This is a genomic window from Pseudomonas sp. NCHU5216, assembly GCF_052156495.1.
Classification (GTDB): domain Bacteria; phylum Pseudomonadota; class Gammaproteobacteria; order Pseudomonadales; family Pseudomonadaceae; genus Aquipseudomonas.
Map to the genome: position 1 here is coordinate 12,355 of NZ_JBQLIX010000054.1, position 21,018 is coordinate 33,372.

Annotated in this window: 21 protein-coding genes and 1 pseudogene; 14 read left to right on the top strand and 8 right to left on the bottom strand. The window is 65.2% G+C overall.

Going from position 1 to position 21,018, the window contains the following annotated elements:
- Nucleotides 1-185: 185 nt before the first annotated feature.
- From ACSVIK_RS23965 to dksA, 3 genes are read right to left on the bottom strand one after another with little or no spacing between them, the layout of a single operon-like run.
- The gene (locus ACSVIK_RS23965; protein ID WP_442446646.1) at nt 186-830 is read right to left on the bottom strand and encodes a DUF1826 domain-containing protein; all 645 of its coding nucleotides are present in this window, start codon (nt 828-830) and stop codon (nt 186-188) included.
- Nucleotides 830-2,035, bottom strand: coding sequence for a zinc metallochaperone GTPase ZigA (gene zigA / locus ACSVIK_RS23970; RefSeq protein ID WP_442446647.1), 1,206 nt, complete (start codon nt 2,033-2,035; stop codon nt 830-832). Before zigA ends, ACSVIK_RS23965 begins: the two co-directional genes overlap by 1 nt.
- Nucleotides 2,036-2,049: 14 nt before the next feature.
- Nucleotides 2,050-2,475, bottom strand: coding sequence for an RNA polymerase-binding protein DksA (gene dksA, locus ACSVIK_RS23975; RefSeq protein ID WP_442446648.1), 426 nt, complete (start codon nt 2,473-2,475; stop codon nt 2,050-2,052).
- Nucleotides 2,476-2,546: 71 nt separating this feature from the next.
- Between dksA and folE2 the strand changes: the two genes are divergently transcribed.
- Genes folE2 through ACSVIK_RS24015 form a run of 8 tightly spaced genes read left to right on the top strand, consistent with a single transcriptional unit; the run spans nt 2,547 to nt 8,385 of the window.
- Nucleotides 2,547-3,437 (top strand): GTP cyclohydrolase FolE2, encoded by an 891-nt coding sequence (gene folE2, locus ACSVIK_RS23980; RefSeq protein WP_442446649.1) that lies wholly within the window; start codon nt 2,547-2,549, stop codon nt 3,435-3,437.
- A 3-nt stretch (nt 3,438-3,440) separates the two neighbouring features.
- Entirely contained in the window at nt 3,441-4,112 is a 672-nt protein-coding gene (locus ACSVIK_RS23985; RefSeq protein ID WP_442446650.1) for a metal ABC transporter ATP-binding protein, read from the top strand.
- A gap of 2 nt (nt 4,113-4,114) precedes the next feature.
- Nucleotides 4,115-4,975, top strand: coding sequence for a metal ABC transporter permease (locus ACSVIK_RS23990; RefSeq protein ID WP_442446651.1), 861 nt, complete (start codon nt 4,115-4,117; stop codon nt 4,973-4,975).
- A 9-nt stretch (nt 4,976-4,984) separates the two neighbouring features.
- On the top strand, nt 4,985-5,857 hold the full coding sequence (locus ACSVIK_RS23995; RefSeq protein ID WP_442446652.1) for a metal ABC transporter substrate-binding protein: 873 nt from the start codon (nt 4,985-4,987) through the stop codon (nt 5,855-5,857).
- Nucleotides 5,854-6,264: a phosphoribosyl-AMP cyclohydrolase gene (gene hisI / locus ACSVIK_RS24000; protein ID WP_442446653.1), complete on the top strand. Its 411-nt coding sequence runs from the start codon at nt 5,854-5,856 to the stop codon at nt 6,262-6,264. Before ACSVIK_RS23995 ends, hisI begins: the two co-directional genes overlap by 4 nt.
- Nucleotides 6,261-6,494 (top strand): membrane protein insertion efficiency factor YidD, encoded by a 234-nt coding sequence (yidD, locus tag ACSVIK_RS24005; RefSeq protein WP_442446654.1) that lies wholly within the window; start codon nt 6,261-6,263, stop codon nt 6,492-6,494. Before hisI ends, yidD begins: the two co-directional genes overlap by 4 nt.
- Nucleotides 6,491-7,051 carry a gamma carbonic anhydrase family protein gene (locus ACSVIK_RS24010; RefSeq protein WP_442446655.1) on the top strand — a complete coding sequence of 187 codons (561 nt, stop codon included), beginning with the start codon at nt 6,491-6,493 and terminating at the stop codon, nt 7,049-7,051. The genes yidD and ACSVIK_RS24010 overlap by 4 nt, the downstream gene beginning before the upstream one ends.
- A gap of 2 nt (nt 7,052-7,053) precedes the next feature.
- Nucleotides 7,054-8,385, top strand: coding sequence for a dihydroorotase (locus ACSVIK_RS24015; protein WP_442446656.1), 1,332 nt, complete (start codon nt 7,054-7,056; stop codon nt 8,383-8,385).
- 13 nt (nt 8,386-8,398) lie between these two features.
- Here the strand turns inward: ACSVIK_RS24015 and ACSVIK_RS24020 are convergent, their stop codons facing one another.
- The 3 genes from ACSVIK_RS24020 to ACSVIK_RS24030 form a co-directional block, all read right to left on the bottom strand.
- Nucleotides 8,399-10,312 carry a DUF2207 domain-containing protein gene (locus tag ACSVIK_RS24020; RefSeq protein ID WP_442446657.1) on the bottom strand — a complete coding sequence of 638 codons (1,914 nt, stop codon included), beginning with the start codon at nt 10,310-10,312 and terminating at the stop codon, nt 8,399-8,401.
- A gap of 117 nt (nt 10,313-10,429) precedes the next feature.
- Nucleotides 10,430-12,358 carry a DUF2207 domain-containing protein gene (locus tag ACSVIK_RS24025; RefSeq protein ID WP_442446658.1) on the bottom strand — a complete coding sequence of 643 codons (1,929 nt, stop codon included), beginning with the start codon at nt 12,356-12,358 and terminating at the stop codon, nt 10,430-10,432.
- A 2-nt stretch (nt 12,359-12,360) separates the two neighbouring features.
- Nucleotides 12,361-12,927, bottom strand: a complete 567-nt coding sequence (locus ACSVIK_RS24030; RefSeq protein ID WP_442446659.1) for a LemA family protein — start codon at nt 12,925-12,927, stop codon at nt 12,361-12,363.
- 115 nt (nt 12,928-13,042) lie between these two features.
- Between ACSVIK_RS24030 and ACSVIK_RS24035 the strand changes: the two genes are divergently transcribed.
- The 5 genes and pseudogenes from ACSVIK_RS24035 to ACSVIK_RS24055 all read left to right on the top strand — a co-directional run bounded on the left by ACSVIK_RS24035 (nt 13,043) and on the right by ACSVIK_RS24055 (nt 18,182).
- Complete coding sequence (locus tag ACSVIK_RS24035) at nt 13,043-14,962, top strand: DUF294 nucleotidyltransferase-like domain-containing protein (RefSeq protein ID WP_442446664.1); 1,920 nt, start codon at nt 13,043-13,045, stop codon at nt 14,960-14,962.
- Complete coding sequence (locus ACSVIK_RS24040) at nt 14,959-15,666, top strand: 3'-5' exonuclease (RefSeq protein WP_442446660.1); 708 nt, start codon at nt 14,959-14,961, stop codon at nt 15,664-15,666. The genes ACSVIK_RS24035 and ACSVIK_RS24040 overlap by 4 nt, the downstream gene beginning before the upstream one ends.
- Nucleotides 15,667-16,855: 1,189 nt before the next feature.
- Nucleotides 16,856-17,002: pseudogene (locus ACSVIK_RS24045) on the top strand (HAMP domain-containing protein); the annotation flags it as partial.
- 132 nt (nt 17,003-17,134) lie between these two features.
- Entirely contained in the window at nt 17,135-17,860 is a 726-nt protein-coding gene (locus ACSVIK_RS24050; protein ID WP_442446665.1) for a methyl-accepting chemotaxis protein, read from the top strand.
- Nucleotides 17,861-18,020: 160 nt separating this feature from the next.
- Entirely contained in the window at nt 18,021-18,182 is a 162-nt protein-coding gene (locus ACSVIK_RS24055; RefSeq protein ID WP_277373344.1) for a DUF2986 domain-containing protein, read from the top strand.
- Between the two features lie 119 nt (nt 18,183-18,301).
- Here the strand turns inward: ACSVIK_RS24055 and ACSVIK_RS24060 are convergent, their stop codons facing one another.
- Nucleotides 18,302-19,204: a LysR family transcriptional regulator gene (locus ACSVIK_RS24060; RefSeq protein WP_442446661.1), complete on the bottom strand. Its 903-nt coding sequence runs from the start codon at nt 19,202-19,204 to the stop codon at nt 18,302-18,304.
- Between the two features lie 144 nt (nt 19,205-19,348).
- Between ACSVIK_RS24060 and ACSVIK_RS24065 the strand changes: the two genes are divergently transcribed.
- Entirely contained in the window at nt 19,349-20,737 is a 1,389-nt protein-coding gene (locus ACSVIK_RS24065) for an L-serine ammonia-lyase (RefSeq protein WP_442446662.1), read from the top strand.
- On the opposite strand, the gene ACSVIK_RS24070 is transcribed toward ACSVIK_RS24065, so the two are convergent.
- Nucleotides 20,724-21,018: hypothetical protein (locus ACSVIK_RS24070; protein ID WP_442446663.1), on the bottom strand; the 295-nt coding region annotated here is incomplete at its 5' end. The genes ACSVIK_RS24065 and ACSVIK_RS24070 overlap by 14 nt on opposite strands.

The following is a 21,018-nucleotide window of genomic DNA, read 5'->3' on the forward strand; positions in this document are numbered from 1 at the left end:
TCACGCGTCGGCATGATCTCTTGGTGCTTAAGGCCGGGGCAGTTGCTCCGGCCTTTTTTTGCCTGGCATCCGAGCTGCGGACGAGACGTAGGGTGCGCCGTGCGCACCACCATGGCGTTTGCTCGGTGCGCGCAGCGCACCCTACGGGACTAGGTGGCTCGGAGCACCACCGACAGCGATATCGCTCAGGCCAGCCAGTCCAGCGTCAGCAGCAAACGCCGCTCGCCCGCCGGCGGCTGCGGCGAGCGATGGATCAGCCCGCGCCCTTCGTTACCCTGCCATTTCTCACCTTTGGCCAATGCCACATGGCCGGCGTCCAGGCGCTGGATCAGCGCCTCGTCCTGCGGCTCGGCAGCCGCCTGGCCAAGCCCGCTACGGGGCATGCCGCCCTCCTCAAGCCAGTCGCTGCCGACCCCGGCGTAGCTGGTGATCAGCCGCAGTGGCACATGGTCGACGTGGAAACGCGGGCACATGGCCTTGTCCAGTGCGCGCAGGCGCAGGCCGATGCGCCGGGCGTCGAGCAGGCAGGCATAGGCGCGTACCAGCCAGGCCACATCGGCAAGAAAGGCCGCCTGGCCAGGCAGGTCGGCGTATTGCGCCACCAGGCCGGCAAGGTTCGGCTCGCTGTCGGCATGCGCCAGTTCCAGGGTCATGGACTGCGCCAGCGGCTCACCCTGGGCCAGCAGCGCCTCGGCGAAGTCGGCGATCTGTGCCGGCAGGCGACGCTGCCAGACGGCCAGGTTGACACCGTCTTGCAGCACCTCGCCGAGCACCTGGATGTCCTCGGCCAGCACCTGGCGCGGCGCTGGCGGCAGCTTCAGCGCATACATCAAGCGGCCTCCTGCTGCCAGGGGCCGAAGGGGTCGGCGAGCAGGCGCCAGGCATCCGGGCCGCCGGCCATCTCCGCATCGCTCAGCAAGCAGTCATCCAGCTCGCGGGTCAGCCGGGCGAAGTCGATGTTCTGGCCGATGAACACCAGCTCCTGGCGGCAGTCGCCGACCTCTTTGCTCCAGTGCTGCATGATCGCCTGCAGGCCTTCCTCGTCCTGCGGCCAGTGCTGCTTGGGCACGAAGCGCCACCAGCGCCCGGCCAGGCCATGGCGCATCAGCCCGCCGGCCTGCGACCAGCTACCGGCTTCCTGGTATTTGCTGGCCAGCCAGAAGAAGCCCTTGGAGCGCAGCAGGCGACCGTTCGTCCACTCCTGCGAGAGGAAGTCGAAGAAGCGCTGCGGATGGAAAGGCCGACGCGCCCGGTAGGCGCTGGAGGCGATGCCGTATTCCTCGGTTTCCGGCACGTGTTCGCCGCGCAGTTCCTTGAGCCAACCGGGCGCCTGCGAGGCACGCTCGAAGTCGAAGCGGCCGGTGTCGAGTATCTTGTCCAGGGCGATCTGGCCCATGCTCATGGCCTGGATGTCGGCGTGGGTGTTGAGCCCGCGCAGAATGGCCATCAGCTCCTCGCGCTCGGCCTGGCTGATCAGGTCGATCTTGCTGATGAGGATGACGTCGGCGAATTCCACCTGCTCGATCAGCAGGTCGGTGATCGAGCGCTCGTCCTCCTCGCCCAGGGTTTCGCCACTGCTGGCCAGGCTGTCGGCGGCATGGAAGTCGCGCAGGAAGTTCACCCCGTCGACCACGGTGACCATGGTGTCCAGCCGCGCCAGGTCGGACAGGCTGCGGCCCTGCTCGTCGCGGAAGGTGAAGGTTTCGGCCACCGGCAGCGGCTCGCTGATGCCGGTGGATTCGATCAACAGATAATCGAAACGGCCATCGCTGGCCAGGCGCGCGACCTCTTCCAGCAGGTCTTCGCGCAGGGTGCAGCAGATGCAGCCGTTGCTCATCTCCACCAGTTTCTCTTCGGCGCGGTTGAGGCTGACGTCACGCTGCACTTCGCTGCCGTCGATGTTGATTTCGCTCATGTCGTTGACGATCACCGCGACCTTCAGGCCTTGGCGGTTCTTCAGCACATGGTTGAGCAGGGTGCTCTTGCCGGCACCAAGAAAGCCGGAAAGCACGGTAACGGGTAGACGCGGGTTCATGGGTGTTCCTCGTTTCAGTCACGGTCACGCTGATGTTTTTCCCGCTGCTCCTGGCGCTCCTTGGCTTCGATGCACAGGGTCGCGGTGGGGCGCAGCAAGAGGCGTTTCAGGCCAATCGGTTCACCGGTCTCGGCGCACCAGCCGTATTCGCCACGCGCCAGGCGTTCGAGCGCCTGGTCGATCTTGTCCAGCAGCTTCTTTTCTCGTTCCAGCAGGCGCAGTTGCCATTGCCGCTGCTCCTCGGCAGCACCGATATCGGCCACATCGCTGCTGGTGTCGGGTTCGCGCAGTTGGGTGAACTCGTCATCGATGCGCGCCTGCAATTCGGCACGCTGGGCCAGCAGCAGCTCGCGGAAGAAGCGCTGCTGGGCGTCGTTCATGTAGTCATCGGCTGGCTGGGCCAGCAGTTCGGCTTGGGTAAGCCCGGTCATCAGAGTCATGGCAAATCGGCTGGCGCTTTTCAATTGTTATAACATAACATTTAATCCTGAGAACAACCCATGGATTTGCGATGAACGATCTGCCCCTCCCCGATATCGCCGCTCAACCCACCCATCACGACCTGGCTCTGGACTGGGTCGGCATGGCCGGCATCGCCCTGCCCGTTCGCCTGGCCGGCGAGTCCGTGGTGGCCAGCCTGGATATCGGCGTCAGCCTCGACGATGCCGGCGCGCGTGGCATCCACATGTCGCGCCTGTATCTGGCGGCACAGCGGCTGGTGCATCAGGAACTGAAGGTGTCAGCGCTGCTGCAAGTGCTGGACGACTGCCTGGGCAGCCACCAGGCGTTGTCCGACAGTGCCTCGCTGACCCTGCGCGGTGAGGTGCCGCTCGAACGTCCGGCCCTGGTCAGTCCGCTGCACGGCTGGAAGGCCTACCCCTTCGAGCTGCGTACGCGCCAGGACGGCCGTGGCATGAGCATCGAGCTGCAGGTCGAGGTCACCTACTCCTCCACCTGCCCCTGCTCGGCGGCACTGGCGCGTCAGTTGATCCAGCAGCGTTTCGCCGAAAGCTTCGCGCAGCAGCCGCTGGATTATCTGGAGGTGCTCGACTGGCTCGGCTCGACCCAGGGCATCGTCGCCACCCCGCACAGCCAGCGCAGCACCGCGACCCTGCAACTGCGCCTGAACCCGGAGTGCGACAAGCTACCGCTGCTGGCGCTGGTCGACAGCGCCGAACAGGCGCTCGGCACCCCCGTACAGACGGCGGTGAAACGTGCCGACGAACAGGCCTTCGCCCTGGCCAACGGGCAGAACCTGATGTTCTGCGAAGACGCCGCACGGCGCCTACATCGCGCCCTGCGCCAACTGCCACAGGCCAGCGGCTTCCGCCTCAAGGTCGCGCATGCCGAGAGCCTGCACGCCCACGATGCGGTGGCGGAAAGCCGCTGGAATTGGAGTTGAGCGATGATCACTTGCCAGAACCTGCAATGGGGGCCAGCCGGCCAGCCTCTGACACCGCCGCTGAACCTGCACCTGCCCCGCGCCAGCCTGACGGCCGTGATCGGCACCAACGGCTGCGGCAAAAGCAGCCTGCTCAAGGTGATCGCCGGTATCGATCACCCGCTGCAGGGTTGTATCGAGCTGGCGGTTCCACGCCTCGGTGGTGTCGCTCATCTGGTGCAGCAACAGGCCCTGGATCGACAGTTCCCGATCAAGCTGCAGGATCTGGTCAGCGCCGGTTTGTGGCGCAGCTCGCTCAGTCGCCCGCAACGTCGCGAGCGTCTGCAGCAGGCGCTGCAAGACTGGGATTTGCTGGGTCTGCAGCAACACAGCCTGCAAGCGCTTTCCGGCGGCGAACTGCAACGCGCGCTGCTGGCGCGCCTGAGCCTGACCGATGCCCAGCTTCTACTGCTCGACGAGCCGGAATCCGCCCTCGACGAACACGGCCTCGCCCTGCTCTGGCAGCACATGCAGCGCTGGCAGCAACAGGGCCGTACCTTGCTGGTCGTCAGTCATGCCCTCGACAATCTGTCCCGGCAGTTGGACAACGCCCTGCTGGTCGCTCGTAGCGGTTGCATCTTTGCCCCCATCCGCGAATTGCTCGCACAGCGTTCGATCCTGGGCAAGGTCGCCTGACCATGGACTTGCTGTGGAGCCCCTTCGTCGAGTTCGCCTTCATGCGGCGCGCCCTGATCGGTGGTGTGGCCCTGGCCGCCAGCGCCGGGCCGCTGGGCGTGTTCCTGGTGCTGCGGCGCCTGAGCCTGATAGGCGACTCGATCGGCCACGGCATACTGCCCGGCGCCGCGCTGGGCTTCTGGCTCTTCGGCCTGAGCCTGCCGGCCCTGACCCTTGGCGGCCTGGTCGCCGGGCTCGGCATGGCCGGCCTCGCCGCCTGGGTCACGCGCCGTACCGGCCTGCGCGAGGATGCCAGCCTGGCCGCCATCTACCCCATCTCGCTGGCCAGTGGCGTCCTGCTGCTAGGGCTGGCCAGCAAGAAACTCGACCTCTTGCACCTGTTGTTCGGCTCGGTGCTGGCGGTGGATCCGCCGACCCTCGACGGCATGCTGCTGGTGTCCAGCGTCAGCCTGATCGTGTTGGCGCTGATCTACCGCTGGCTGGTGATGGATAGCCTCGACCCGCTCTTTCTCGCCAGCGTCAGCCGCTTCGGCGCCGTCGCCCACGGCCTGTTCCTGACCCTGGTGGTACTCAACCTGGTGATCGGCTTTCAGGCCATCGGCGCGCTCATGGTGGTCGGTCTGATGATGCTTCCGGCCACGGCCTCCCAGTTCTGGAGCCGCCACCTGCCAAGCATGCTGCTGCTGACCGTCCTCATCGGCGCCACCTGTGTCTGGCTGGGGCTGCTGCTGTCGTACTACAGCAATCTGCCCAGCGGCCCCTGCATCGTACTGCTCGCCGGCCTGGCCTACAGCGGCTCCGTCCTGCTCGGCCCGCGCAATGGCCTGCTGCGCCGCCGCCCCCGTTTATCCCCCACTCATTGAGGAACGACCATGCGCATTCTGCTTGCCCTGCTGACCCTGAGCCTTGCCCTCTGCGCAAGCGCCGAGGACAAGATCAAGGTGGTGACCAGCTTCAGCATCCTGGCCGACATGACCCGACAGATCGGTGCTGACAAGCTGGAGCTTTACAACCTGGTAGGGACCGATGCCGACGCGCACGTCTACCAGCCCACCGCGCAGGACGCCAAGGCCGTACTCGCCGCCGACCTGATCATCGCCAACGGCCTGGGCTTCGAGCCCTGGCTCGATCGCCTGATCGCCAGCAGCGAAGCGCCCGGCACGCGCATCGACGCCAGCACCGGCGTGCTGCCGCTGACGCTCGACGAGGACGGCCATCGCGTGGCCGACCCGCATGCCTGGCAGAATCTGGCCAATGCCGAAATCTACGTGCAGAACATCACCCGCGCGCTGAGCCAGGTCGACCCGCAGAACGCCGCGTACTACCAGGCCAGGCGCGATGCCTACCTGGCGCAGATTCGCAGCCTGCTCAGCGAAGCCAAGGCCAAGCTGGGCAATCTGTCGCCAGCACAGCGCAGCATCATCACCAGCCACGATGCCTTCGGCTACCTGGGCAAGGCCTATGGCATTAACTTCATCGCGCCCCAGGGCCTGAGCACCGAAGACGAGCCTTCCGCCGCCACCGTGGCCGGGCTGATCCGGCAAATCCGCGCTGACGGGGTGAAAGCCATCTTCGTCGAGAACATCCGTGACCCGCGCCTGATCGAGCAGATCGCCGCCGAGTCCGGCGCCAAGGTGGGTGGCACGCTGTACTCCGATGCCCTGGCCAGCGAAGGCCCGGCCAGCACCTACCTGGGGATGTTCAAGTACAACATGGACACCCTGCTGGCGGCGTTGCAGCCATGAGCCTGTGGCACGAGCTGGAGCAGGCTCGGCGTGGCCATCGCCGCCCGCTGGCCGAGGTGCTCGATGCCATGCCCTGGAACGCCGATGGCCTGATCGCCGCCATCGCCCAGCGCCATGACGACGGCGAAGTGCTGATGCTGGCCTGGATGAATCGCAGCGCCTTGCAGGAAACCCTTGCCAGCGGCCAGGTCTGCTACTGGTCGCGCTCGCGCCAGCAGCTATGGCGCAAGGGCGAAACCAGCGGCCATCGCCAGTGCCTGGTCAGCGCGCACCTGGACTGCGACGGCGACGCCCTGCTGCTCAAGGTCGAACAACAAGGGCCGGCCTGTCATACCGGGCGACCCAGTTGCTTCTACAACGAACTGGACGGCGAACGCCTGCGCGTAGCCGTGAGCCCGCCGTCATGAAGCGCCTGGCCATCGCCTTGGTGCGTCTCTACCAATACCTGCTCAGCCCGCTGCTCGGGCCGCGCTGCCGCTTTCACCCCAGTTGCTCGCACTACGCCATCGAGGCGCTGGAAAAGCACGGAGCGCTGCGCGGCCTGTGGCTGAGCCTGCGCCGACTGCTGCGCTGCCATCCCTGGCATCCGGGCGGCTACGACCCGGTGCCCGAGCCCTCGCCCAAGGAGCGACCATGATTCGCAAGAACCCCTCCGGCCATCTGCCGGTCATCGCCGAGTCCGCCTACGTCGACAAGACCGCCATCATCTGCGGCAAAGTGATCATCGAAGACAACGTCTTCGTCGGCCCCTACGCGGTGATCCGCGCCGACGAAGTGGATGCCAGCGGCGACATGCAAGCCATCGTCATCGGCGCCAATTCCAATATCCAGGACGGCGTGGTGATCCACTCCAAATCCGGCGCAGCGGTGACCATCGGCAAGCATACGTCCATCGCCCACCGCTCCATCATCCACGGCCCGTGCAGTGTCGGCGACCGGGTGTTCATCGGCTTCAACAGCGTGCTGTTCAACTGCTCGGTGGGCGATGGCTGCGTGGTACGGCACAACGCCGTGGTGGACGGCTGTGATTTGCCGGCGGGCTTCCATGTCACCTCCACCCAGCGCATCGGGCCGAAGACCGACCTGGCCAGCCTGCCCCGCGTCAGCGTCTCGGCCAGTGAGTTCTCCGAAGACGTGGCGCGCACCAACGTCGATCTGGTGCGGGGCTACAAGGCCCTGCAGAACGAGTTCTGAGCATGCTGATCCGTAACGCCCGCCTGGTGAATGAAGGCCGCGTGTTCGAGGCCGACCTGCGCATCCGCAACGGCCGCATCGACGCCATCGCCAACAGCCTCAGCCACCTGCCCGGCGAGCCGCTGCTCGATGCCGCCGGGCAGTACCTGCTGCCTGGCATGATCGATGACCAGGTGCACTTTCGCGACCCCGGCGCGCCACACAAGGGCAGCTTCGCCACGGAATCGCGGGCGGCGGTGGCCGGCGGCATCACCAGCGTGATGGACATGCCCAACACCCAGCCGCCGACCCTGACCCTAGAAGCACTGACGGCCAAGGAACAACGCGCCGCCAGTTGCTCACGGGTCAACTACGGCTTTCACTTCGGCGTCAGCCACGACAACCTCGACACGGTCGCCGCGCTCGACCCCAACCGTGTGGCCGCGGTGAAGGTATTCATGGGCGCCAGTACCGGCAATATGCTGGTGGACGACCTGTCGGCACTGGAATGCCTGTTTCGCGACTGCCCCACCCTGCTGCTGAGCCATTGCGAGCACACCCCGCGCATCCGCGAGCGCGAGGCGCAGTGGCAGGCGCGCTTCGGCGACGCCATCCCCGCTGGCGAGCACCCGGCGATCCGTGACGCCGAGGCCTGCTACCAGTCCTCCAGCCTGGCGGTGAACCTGGCGCAGCGCCATGGCACGCGCCTGCACGTACTGCACATCACCACGGCACGCGAGCTGAGCCTGTTCCAGCCTGGCCCCCTGGCTGGCAAGCAGATCACCGCCGAAGTCTGCGCTCACCATCTGTACTTCGATGATGGCGACTACGCCGCGCTCGGCCACCTGATCAAGTGCAACCCGGCGATCAAGAGCCGCGCCGACCGCGACGCCCTGCGCCAGGCCCTGCGCTGCGGGCGCCTGGACATCATCGGCACCGACCACGCACCGCACACCTGGGACGAGAAGCAGCGCCCCTACCTGCAGGCGCCAGCCGGCCTGCCACTGGTGCAGCACGCCCTGCCGTCATTGCTGGAGCTGGTGGCCGACGACCTGCTGCCGCTGCCGACACTGGTGGAAAAGACCAGCCATGCCGTGGCCGAGCGCTTCGCCATCGAGCAACGCGGTTACCTGCGCGAAGGCTACTGGGCCGACCTGACCCTGATCGAACGCCTGGCCGAGCCCCGCCCGGTGGCGGCCGACCCGATCCTCGCCCACTGCGGCTGGACGCCGTTTCAGGGCCGCGCCTTGCGCCACGCGGTGCGCAGCACCATCGTCTCCGGGCAACTGGCCTGGCACGCCGGCCAGGTGCAGGATGATTGCCAAGGCTTGCCGCTGCGCTATCGGCGCACTTGAAGCGGGGCTGGACTTACCAGCCGCCTCCACCGCCGCCACCTGCTCCGCCGCCCGACGAGCCGCCGCCATGGGATGCGGACGAGCTGGAGCCGGAATCACCGCCACCCGAATGAGAGAAGTCATCGGAGGAGCGCGGCGCCTGCGGTGGCGTCGACGAGCTCATCAGCACCCGATCCAGGTTCCAGGCCAGGCTGTGCGCCGCGCCTGAGGCCATCATCTGCGTGAAGGCCTGGGGCTGATAGTCCACCTCCACCGGCGCCAGGGTGCCCTTGCGCAGCTCGTGGGTGAAGCGCTCGGTCCACTGCCGTTCGACGCCCAGCGCCATGGCGTAAGGCAGATGCCGTTCATAGTGCGCGATGCTCATGACCGGCGCCTGGCCGGCTTTATCCAGCACGTCCCGTTCGGCCAGGCTCAGGTACTCGCGATACCCTTCCAGCTCGTCGAGCAGACGCCGCCCGGCGATGCTGGGCGCGCGCAGGAGCTTGCGTGCCACCATAACGATGACGAAGAGAATCAGGCACAGCAGCACGGCCGGGCCACCCACCTGGCTCGCGGCGCAGATCGCCAAAACCAGCATGAGGAGCACTAGCAATACGCCCGCCCCGGCCGGAGCGGAACGGAGCAACGACACCCCCCACGTGCCCAGCCCTACCCCTACCACCATCAACCAGAATGCATTGCTCGTCGCAGCGGAATCCCCAGATGCGGTCACCAGTGAAATGAAACCGGCGATGCAGGCGAAGCACACGCCGATCAGCCATTCGCTGGTATGGCGGTCGAAATTGTTCTGCTCGATCACCTCGAAGCTCCGCAGCAAGCCGTCGAGGGCCGTGGTCAGCCGTGGTTCATAGCGGTTACCCAGGGTCAACGAGCCATCCTCGCTGGTGATGAGCGCATTGAGTACCCGCCGCTCGTCTTCACGAATGGCATCCCCTGGCGCCTCTGCTCGGGTCAGCAGCAGACCTTCGGCATTGCGCTGCAAACGCAGCCAGCCACGAATGGCCAGGTCGGTGAGCATGATGCTCAGCGCCCGCACCCCACGCGTGTCGCCCGCCAGGCCACGATGCCAGACGTAGCCGGCCATGGCCGGGCTGATGCCACGGGGCAACTCGAACAATGGAATCACCAGCCCTTTGCGTGGGCCTCTGCCGATCGTCCACCACAGATAGAGATAGAACCCGACCAGGCCAACGGACACCAGTAGCGAGAGGATGTCGCGCAGGTTATCAATGACCAGCCGTAGCAGGTTCTGCCACCAGCCCGGCCTGCTCACCAACCCGGCCGGCCAGGCGGTGGCGACGGTGAGGCCTTCACCCACCTTCAGCTCGCGCGTGGTCACCAGGCGCAGGCGATTGCCCTGCTGCTCGACCACCTCATAGGCTCCTTCACGCGAACCCCGGTAGCCGGTGTAGGCATGGGCGGCCTCGATCTGCGCGCCCTCCGGCAGCAGCACTTCGACGCTGGCTCGGCGAATCGGCAGCAGCCAGTCGTTGCCGGTGACGTTCCAGTAAAGCTCATCGACGCGGGCGTGAAACTGCAGTTGCGCATCCATGCGGTAGGTCAGTTCGTAGACATAAGCGCCAGGGTTCAGCCTGATATCGGCGCGCCCAAGGCGCAGACGCACACCATGCTCCAGGGCCTGTTGCGTGACGGTTTCCGGCTGACCGTCACGCGTGGCCGAAATCAGCGTCAATGGCGTGCTGCGCAGCAGGCCATTGCCCAGGCTGTAGCGTGTAGGGATGTCGCGATAGATGCCACGCGATATCTGCTGCCCTTCGGCGATGACGGCGATGCGCTCGGTCACCAGCACCTCGCCACTAGGCTCGACCTGCAGGCGCACGTCATAGCTCTGAACGACCTCTTCGGCCTGCACAGCGAAGGCACAGAAGCAGCACAGCAACAGCAGAACCCGCAGTCTTCCTGACATGACACTCTCCTTGGCACTCGCAATCGCCCGCCTGGGCGAATCGAGGCGGCAGCCTACTCCGGCCGGCTCGACAGAAAAAGCGAACGCCGCACATCCGCGACATTCGTCAGAGAATCCTTACCAGCCGCCTCCACCGCCGCCACCACCGCCCCCGCCCGAGGAGCCACCGCCGGACGAGCCACCACCACTCGAGGAACTGCTCGATGGCGGCGAAGAGGCCAAGGCCGTGGCGCTGGCAAGGCCGGCGGCCAGAGCGCCGCTCAGCGCCTGTGGCGAGCTGTAGCTGCTGCGACTGTGATACCAGCTCGGCTGATAGTCGCGCTGCGCGGGGTCGATCAGGCCGCTGGCCAGGGCTTCGCTGAAGCGTGCGCTCCACTTGTCCTCCACGCCCAGAGCCATGGCGAACGGCAGGTGACGCTCGTACAGGGCGATGCTCATTGCCGGGGCGTCGCCGGCCAGCGCCAGGGCATCGCGCTCCGCCAGTTGCAGGTAATCGCGATAGCCTTCCAGCGCATCGAGCAGGCGCCGCCCTTTCAGGGTCGGTGCCGGCAACAGGTAGTAGAAGACCACCACCAGCACCATGTACACGACGATGAGCAACAGCACAGGCAAGGACACCGCCGTGGCGACCATTATCAGCCCGGCCAGCATGGGCCAGCCGAACATCAGCACCATCAGGTACCTGCCCATCCGCTTGCCGAAGCTCGGCTGCTGGCGGGCCATGCCCAAGACGATCAGGGTCGGCACGCCAAAGCCCAGGCTGAATGCCAGCCCGGCCAGCCCTGCGGCCCGATGGTCACCATCCTGTCCGCTCAGGATCACGCTGACGACACAGGACAGCACGGCCCAGACCAGCCCCCAGACCCAGATGCCGCGATTGTTGGCGAACCAGGCCTTGCCCTGCTTGCTCAACCGGCTGCTCAGCCCGGCTACCGCGTCCGCCAGACGCGGCTCGTAATCGCTGCCAATGGTCAGCACGCTGCCTGCCTTGCTGGCCGGGAACAGGCGTTTGCGCAGGTCGCGATCCAACTCGCTCATCTCGCCATCCGTGCCCTGGTCAGGAACCAGGCTGAAACCACCGCCGTGCGCTTTGTCCTCAATATGCAGGTGCTTGCGGATGGCCATGTCGGTCAGCCACACACTGAAAGCCCGCGCCTCACCGAAGGCGCCACTCAGGCCGCGATGCCAGAGGTAGCCCGCCTGCACCGCACTCATGCCCTGCGGCGCCTCGAACAGCGGGATGATCACACCCTTGCGCGGGTCGCGGCCGACACGCCTCCAGGCCTTGAGATAGAACAGCAACAGGCCGATCAGCAACAGCGCGCCCAAGCCCACGCCCAGATTGTCCAGCAGCACCCGCGTGGCGTTCTGCAGCAGCCCCGGCCGTGGTACCAGCCCGGCCTGCCAGTCCACCGCCACGGTCAGGCCCTGATGGGCCGGCAGCGCTTTGCTGGTGGCCAGGCGGAGGAAATCATCGCGCTGTTCGACTATCTGGAAATCCTTGCCCTGGGCGCCTTGAGCGCCGGTATAGGCGGCCCATCGACCGATCCGCGCGCCTCTCGGCAGCCGCACCTCGACCGAAGCCTGGTGGATGGGGAAAACCCAGCCGTTGCCCGTGACGTTCCAGTACAGCTCGTCCGTGTCGGCGTGGTGCAGCAGGGCGCGTTCGACCCGATAGCGCAGCTCGTAGCGATGGCGCCCCGGCTCCAGCAGGACATTCGGCGAGCCGAGATAAAAGCGTATCCAGGCGCCGTTACGCTCGCGGCGCACCGACTCGGGGCGACCATCACGGGTCACGCCCAGCAGGTTGATCGGGCTGCTTTGCTTGAGCACCAGCGGCAGGGCATAGCCGACCGGCAGATCACGATAGATGCCGCGGCGGATATCCCGCCCTTCGGCGCGCACGGTGATGCGTTCGGTCACCAGCAGATTGCCGTCCGTCTCGACCTGCAGGCTCACGGCGAAATCCTCGATGGCCTCCTGTGCCGGCGCCAGGGTCGGCAGGAGACAGCACAACAGCAACGCAGCACGCAGCCATGTACCCATGCTCAGAACTCCAGCTTCGGCGACTGGCCGTCACGTGGGTCATCCAGCGTGAAATAGTCGGCCTGAGTGAAAGTGAACAGGCGGGCCACCAGGTTGCTCGGCACCGACTCGACCAGCACGTTCAGCTCGCGCACTGCGCCGTTGTAATAACGCCGCGCCATCTGGATATGGTTCTCGACCTCGCTGATGTTGCTCTGCAACTCGCGAAACTGCTCATCGGCCTGGAGCTCGGGATAGGCCTCGACCAGGGCGAACAACTGGCGCAACTGGTTAGTCAGTTGCGCCTCGACTGGCGCGCGCTCGCCCAGCGGCGAGTCGGCCAGTTGCAGCGCGCGCGAACGCTCCTGCACCAGCGCCTGCAGTGTGCCCTGCTCGTAACTCATGTATTGGCGCACGCACTCCACCAGTGCCGGGATCAGGCTGGAGCGGCGCTTGAGCTGCACGTCGATGCCACTGGCCGCCTCGGCCACGCGATGGCGGTTGAAAACCAGGCGGTTGTAGTAAAAGACCGTGGCGCCACCAAGCAACAACAGCGCCCCCAGGCACAGCCAGAAGCCCCCATGCTGCATATACCCTCCTTGTTTGGTCTGTACTGACAGACATTGTCCTCATCGCGACACTGCAGGAGGACATCCCATCGTTATGCCCTTATCCTTGGATATCAACCTGCCAGCGAGGTCCACCATGCAGATCGAGCTGATCGAGATTCGCGATCACCTGAATCGCTTCGCCCCCTTCGACAACCTGCCGGAACAGACCCTAGACGAGATCGCCCGCCAGGTACAAGTCGGCTATTTCAAGGCCGGCAGCGAGATTCTCGCTGCCGGCGCGCCGATCCACGAGCTGCACTATGTGCGCAGCGGCGCGGTGGAAATCCATCGTCGCGGCGGGGAATTACACAACCGCCTGACCGAAGGCGACATCTTCGGCCAGGCCGGCCTGCTGCGCGGCAACAAGGTGCGTCTGGGCGCCAGGGCACTGGAAGACAGCCTGATCTACTTCATCCCCGGCCCGCTGTTCCAGCAGCTTTGCGACCAGTTCGACAGCTTCGCCGACTTCGTCGAGGCCGAAGGCCAGTCGCGCCTCAAGTCGGCCCTGGAGGACAGCCACGGCAAGGCCAGCGAGCTGATGAAGATCAAGGTGCGCAAGCTGATCGGCCGCTCGCCGGTCAGCGTGCCGCTGGACATGTCCGTGCAGCAGGTAGCCAAGGTGATGAGCGAGCAGAGCGTGTCCTCGGTGATCATCGTCAACCCCGGCCGGCGCTGGCCCAACCCCGCACAGGTGCAGGTGGCCGACCAGCAGAACCAGGTCATGGCCGGCATCCTCACCGACCGCGACCTGCGTGTGCGCGTGCTCGCCGAAGGGCTGCCAGGCGACACCCCGGTCAGCCAGGTGATGACGCCCGGCCCGGTCACCGTGCAGGCCGACGAGTCGGTGTTCGAGGCCATGCTGTGCATGCTGCGCAACAACATCCACCACCTGCCCGTGCTGCAGCGGCGGCGCCCGGTGGGCATGATTTCGCTGGCCGACGTGATTCGCTACGAGTCGCGCAGCAGCCTGTATCTGGTCAACAGCATCTTCAACAAGGACTCGGTGGAAGGCCTCAAGAACCTGTTGCCGGATCTGCATGCCACCTTCGTGCGCATGGTCGCCGACGACGCCAGCGCGCACATGGTCGGCCGCGCCATGAGCAGCATCGGCCGTGCCTTCACCCGTCGCCTGCTGATCCTCGCCGAGGAGAAGCTCGGCCCGCCGCCGGTGCCTTACTGCTTCATGATCGCCGGCTCGATGGCCCGTGACGAACAACTGCTGCTCACCGACCAGGACAATGCCCTGGTGCTCGACGACAGCTTCGACCCGGAGCTGCACGACCCCTACTTCGCAGAAATGGCGCAGTTCGTCAGCAATGGCCTGTCGGCCTGCGGCTACGCCTACTGCAAGGGCGGCATCATGGCCAGCAACCCGAAATGGCGCCAGCCGCTGAAAGTGTGGCGGCAGTACTTCAGCGAGTGGATCGAACGGCCCAACCCGGAAACCCTGCTCAACAGCAGCATCTTCTTCGACCTCGACGGCGTCTATGGCAAGACCGCGCTGGTGGAGAACCTCAAGGAAATGCTGGCGGAAAAGGCCAGCGCCACGCCGGCCTTCCTCGCCGCGCTGGCGCGCAACGCGCTCAACCGCACGCCGCCGCTGGGCTTCTTCCGCACCTTCGTGATGGAAACCGATGGCCGACAGAAGAACATCATCAACCTCAAGGGCCGTGGCACCGCGCCGTTGACCGACCTGATCCGCGTGCATGCCCTGGCCTGCGGCTCCAAGGCGCAGAACTCGCTGGAGCGCCTCGACGCCATCGCGGCGACCAAACTGTTGCCGCAGGAAGCCCTGGACCACCTGCGCTACGCCTTCGAGTTCCTCAGCCTAGTGCGCATCCGCCACCAGGCCCGCGAGGTGGAAGCCGGCAACCCGCCAGACAACTACGTCGAGCCGGAGAAGTTCAGCTCCAGCGAACGCCATCACCTCAAGGAAGCCTTCCAGGTGGTGAGCAATGCACAGAAATTCCTGCGCTTCCGCTACCCGGCCCAGCCACTGACTCGTCCACAATGACTGCGTACCAGAACCAGGACTGGCCACAACTGTTCGCCGAACTCGCCGCCACCAGCCAGGATCAGCGCCTGCGTGCCTACTATGGCGCCGGCTGCATCGCCGCCGATACGCCACTGAACGAGGTGCCACTGGTGGCGCTGGACGTGGAAACCACCGGCCTCGATCCACACGAGCACGCCATCGTCAGCCTCGGCCTGGTGCCGATGAGCCTGCAACGCATCCGCTGCAGTGAGTCGCGCTACTGGGTGGTCAAACCCACCAGCGAGCTGAGCGCCGAGTCGGTCACCTTCCACCACATCACCCATTCCGACATTCGCCATGCGCCGCGCCTGGCCCATGTACTGGACGAACTGCTCGAAGCCCTGGCCGGCAAGGTGGTGGTGGCGCACTACCGCAACATCGAACGCAACTTCCTCGATCAGGCCTTGCGCCAGCACCTGGGCGAAGGGCTGATCTTCCCGATCATCGACACCATGGAACTGGAAGCCCGGCTGCACCCCAAGCGCACGGTCAGTTGGTGGGATCGCCTGCGCGGCCGCGAGCCCATTTCCATCCGCCTGGCCGACAGCCGCCTGCGCTACGGCCTGCCGCTGTACTCGGCACACCATGCGCTGACCGATGCGCTGGCGTGCGGCGAGTTGCTGCAGGCGCAGGTGGCGGCGCACTACCCGGAGCATACGCCGGTGGGAGCGGTCTGGAGCTGAGCGATCGTTCCTGCGCTTCGCCTCGGAACGCAGCCCTGGGCCCACGCAGCCCCGGGCGTGAAAGCCTCTATCTAGAACTTCCAACACTCGATTAGCACGTTCGTGCTCTGTTACCTAGACTCAGTCGGTATCGTTCTGCCATCAGTTGTGCTTTGACAAGGAGCCCGGGATGCGCCTTCACTCGATTCGCGTACAGATGATTCTGCCCATAGCCCTGCTGGCGCTGATCCTGGTCGGTTTGCTGCTGCTGATGCTGCTGATGAGCAAGGTGCAGCAGGACGCCATGCGCCGGCAGGCAGAGAATTACTTCGAGGCCGTTGCCTTGATCCTCAACGCCGATCGTGACATCTACCAGGCCCTCATCGCCCAGGAGCACCTGATCGGGGGCAAGGGCGATGCCAGCGAGAACGCCAAGGACTTCGACGAAAATGCCCAGCAGGTGTGGGATCGCTTCAACAAGTTTCGCGAACTGTTCGCCGACGAGCCCGAAGTCATTCGACCTTTCGCCGACTTCGATCAGCTTTACAAACAGTGGCTGGATGCGAGCAACAGTCTGAATGCCAGCGTGGAGTCCGCTACCTCCGCAACCATGCAGCAGGATGACGAGTTCCAGGCGATGCGCGCATTGCTGGACGAAGCCGGCGAGCAGTTGCGCCAGCATACCCAGCAGCGCAAGAACGAGGCGGCGGGCGATGCTGATCTGCAGCTTTACGTCGAGGCCCTGTCAGTGATTCTCAACGCTGACCGCGACCTCTATCAGGCCCTGTTGGCGCTACAACGCATCACCACAGGCTACGGCAACCTCGAGGATAACCGCGCTGCTTTCGAGGAAAATACGCAGCAGGCCCTGCAACGCTTCCATGATTACCGCAGCTACCTGATTCGCGAGCCGCAACTGACCCAACCCTACGAGCGCTTCGATACGCTGTTCAATGCCTGGCTGCAGCGCAGTCGGAGCATCATCAATTCGACCCAGAGCGCGAGCCAGGTCTCGATTCCACAAGCCAAGGCCAAGGTGGATGAATACTTCGACGCCGTGCGCGACGTGCTGGACAAGGCCGGCGAGGCTGTCGAAGCCCATGCCCGCCAGCAGAAAGAAGCTGTCAGGGAGTGGATCGCCGATTACCAGAAGCTCGCACTGATGGTCATTGCCGTCGCCTTCGTCGTCGCCTTGGCAGTGGGCTACTACATGCCCCTGAAACTGACCCGCGATGTACGCCATATCGCCCGGCGCATCCGCGAGATAGCCGAAGGCGACGGCGACCTCACTGAGCGTATCCAGTCCAGCTCGCGCAATGAGCTGGGCGATCTGGCCAACGAATTCGACAGTTTCCTCGAGCATCTGCAGCGAATCATCAGCGTCATCAAGACACAGTCCGGCACCCTGGGAGGGATGACCGTGCAACTCAACACCGTCTCCGAGCAGGCCGGGCGCATCAGCGAGGGTCTGGTCAATGCCTCGGAGTCCATGGTCAGTGCCGCCACTGAAATGAATGTGTCCAACCAGCAGATGGCAGAGCTGGCCAAGAGCGCTGCGCACGAAGCCAGCCACTCCAGCGAGCTGACCAACCAGGGCGCCAACGCCGTGACCCAGTCCAACCAGGCCATCGAGCAGTTGGTCAGCGATATCGAGCTGGCGCTGAACCGTTCCGCCGACCTCGAACAGAGTTCGGTGGCCATCACCTCGGTGCTGGAGGTGATCCGCACCATCGCCGAGCAGACCAACCTGCTGGCGCTCAACGCCGCCATCGAGGCGGCGCGCGCCGGTGAGCAGGGCCGAGGGTTCGCCGTGGTGGCCGATGAGGTGCGCACCCTGGCGACCCGTACCCAGGACAGCACGCGCGAGATCGAAACCATGATCGGGCGGCTGAAGGCGAGCGTTGCCGAATCCAACACGGCCATCCGCAACAGCCGTCAGAATGCCGATAGCACGGTGCAGCAGATCGGCCGGATGGTCAGCATCTTCGACGACCTGCGCACCTCCTTCGGCAAGGTGCAGGAGATGGCCAGCCAGACCGCGCTGGCCACCGACGAGCAAGCCACGGTCTCCCAGCACATCAGCGAGAACCTCACCGCGCTGCGCGAAGAGAGCGACGGCGTGCGCGACATGTCCGAGCAGGTCAGGAGCCAGTCTCAGCAGATCACCGATCTGTATCAGGCGCTGAACAACCAGGTCGATAGCTTCAAGGTGTGAGCCGATGGGCTGCAGGTGCCGTGCGGGCGGTTAGGCGCAGCAAGTAGCCTGGGTAGAGCAACGCGAAACCCGGGAACTCACGCATAATGGGTTTCGCCTCGCTCTACCCATCCTACGGCCAAGTCGGCACCATTCATCCAGGGCAACGCAGACCAACACCATGAATCGCCGCAAGAAGATCAAGCAACTGCTCGAAGCCCACGCCAAGAAGGCCAATGCCAAGCTTGCGCCCAAACGCAACAAACCCAAGTACATCAGCAAGGCTGACAGGGCGAAGTTGGAGGCTGAAACGGCTCAAGAGCCCGTCACGCCCGCTGAGTAAAAGTCGACAGGTCGGTCGTTACCCACGCCGAGCGTGGGCAGCAGCAAAAGCCCCCAACTCCCACGAATGGGAGAGGGGAGCAATAGCATCGCGGCTAAAGCCCCTCCCACATGAACGGGCTAACCCAGCACTCTATCGGCGGTGTACACCGCCTCATCGAGAAACACGTTGACCGCCGGATGATCGCGCTCGCCCTTGCGGTAGGCGAGGAACACGCCGCGCTGGATGTCCGGCAGCAAGGGCACGGCGATGACGCCGGGCAGCGGGCGCACCAGGCGCAGGCCGGAGACGATGGAAATGGAGTTGCCCGAGGCGACCATGGCCGCGACCATCTCGAAGCCGGCGCAGTGGGCATTGATGCGCGGCGCAAAGCCCGAGCGGCGACACAGGTTGGTGATGAATTCGCCGAAGGAGCTGCCGGTGGAATCCAGCGCCCAGGCTTCGTCGCGCAAATCGGCGACGGTCAGGCTGTCGCGCCTGGCCAGCGCATGATCGATGGGCAGCAGCACATGCAGCAGATCCTGGGTCAGGGGAAGCAGCGCGTAGTGCTCGCGGTTCTCGTCCAGAGTCACCGCCAGGTCGTCGATCACCGCCACGTCGATCTGCCAGGAACCCAGGGCGCTGAGGCTTTCCTGTGGTTCCAGATCCAGCACCACCACATTCAGCCGCGGATAGGCACTGCGCAGCGCCCGCACGGTTTCCGCGATCACCGCCACGGCGATCGAGGGGAAGGCCGCCACCCGCAGCTCGCCGGCGATTTCCCCGCGCAGCAGTGCCAGCTCCGAACGGGCCTCATCGAGCACCATGAGGATGCGCTCGGCATGCGCCACCAGGCGCTCGCCCGCCGGGGTCAGCACCACGCCGCGTCCCCGTCGCTCGATCAGCGCCACATCCACTTCGCGTTCGAGCTGGGCCACCTGTTGCGAAACGGCCGAAGGCGTCAGGTGCAGCGACTCGGCAGCCGCCGCCATGGTGCGGCAGCGAGCCAGTTCGCGCAGGGTGCGCAGGCGGGTGATGTCCATGACGCGATCTCAATGGTTAAGCGACGCTAACGAATAGGTTAAAAATAAATCAGTATACATAATGATATGGCCGTTCTTAGATAGGGGCATCCGCACGCGCGTAACCGGGCGCGTGTTCATTCAATCGACAAGAAGATCTCCGCCATGGCTATCAGCGTTTTTGACCTGTTCAAAGTGGGTATCGGCCCGTCCAGCTCTCACACCGTCGGCCCGATGCGCGCCGCCGCGCTGTTCACCCACGCCCTGGAAAACCACGAGCACATGCCCAAGGTGACCCGCGTGGTCGCCGAGCTGTACGGCTCGCTGGGTGCCACCGGCAAGGGCCATGGCAGTGACAAGGCGGTGCTGCTCGGCCTCAGCGGCCATGAGCCGGATACCGTCAACGTCGATCAGGTGCCCGAGTACATCGACGCCATCCGCCGCGACAAGCGCATCGTTCTGGCTGGCAAGCATGCCGTCGCCTTCGACGAGAAGGCCGACCTGAAGATGTTCCGCAAGGCACTGCCGCTGCATGCCAACGGGCTGCGCTTCGCCGCCTTCGATGGCGCCGGCATCCAGTTGCACGAGGCCACCTACTACTCGGTGGGCGGCGGCTTCGTGGTCAGCGAGGCGGTGCTGGCCGATGGCAGCAAGCAGAAGATCATCGCCCCGGATGCCACCTCCCTGCCGCTGCCCTTCCGCAGCGGCGCCGATCTGCTCAAGCTGACCCGCGAGCATGGCATCGGCATCGCCGAGGTGATGCGCCGCAACGAGCGCCACTGGCGCACGGACGAAGAAACCGACGCCGGCCTGCTGAACATCTGGAAGGTGATGCAGGCCTGCGTGGAACGTGGCTGCCGCACCGAGGGCATCCTCGCTGGCGGCTTCAAGGTACGCCGCCGCGCCGCCATCCTGGCGCGCAAGCTGGGCGGCTTCCAGCGCAGCTATATCGAAGACCCGCTGCGCATGCTCGACTGGGTCAACCTCTGGGCCCTGGCGGTGAACGAAGAGAACGCCGCCGGTGGTCGTGTGGTCACCGCACCGACCAACGGCGCTGCCGGCATCGTCCCGGCGGTACTGCACTACTACGCCAACGCCATCTCCGGTGCCAACGAGCGCGGCATCATCGACTTCCTGCTAACCGCTGGCGCCATCGGCATCCTGTACAAGGAGAACGCCTCGATCAGCGGTGCCGAAGTGGGCTGCCAGGGCGAAGTGGGCGTGGCCTGCTCGATGGCTGCCGGCGCCCTGTGCGCGGTGCTGGGCGGCACCCCGGAACAGGTGGAGAACGCCGCCGAGATCGGCATGGAACACCATCTGGGCCTGACCTGCGACCCGGTCGGTGGCTTGGTGCAGATCCCCTGCATCGAGCGCAACGCCATCGCCTCGGTGAAGGCCATCAACGCCGCGCGCATGGCGCTATACGGCGACGGCGCGCACTACGTGAGCCTGGACAAGGTGATCAAGACCATGCGCGAAACCGGGGCTGACATGCTGACCAAGTACAAGGAAACCGCTCGCGGTGGCCTGGCGGTGAATATCATCGAGTGCTGATGCGCTCTGGTTGCTGCGTCATGCCGCTGTTGAACGCTTGAGCCCAAGCGGGACTTCCTTGAAAACCCGGTGCCAGGTTCTGGTATCGGGTTTTGGGGTTCTTCGCCTCGGGGAAATCGGTCTTGATACCGGATTGGCAAGGTTGTGTGTTGGTTCGTATTGGCTCTTTGGGTGTTTTGGACGCCGCTTTGGGTGTCTTCAGAGATTCCGGGTTTCGCCCCCTCGGGCGACTCACTTTTCTTTGAACTGCGCAAAGAAAAGTAAGCAAAAGAAACGCACCC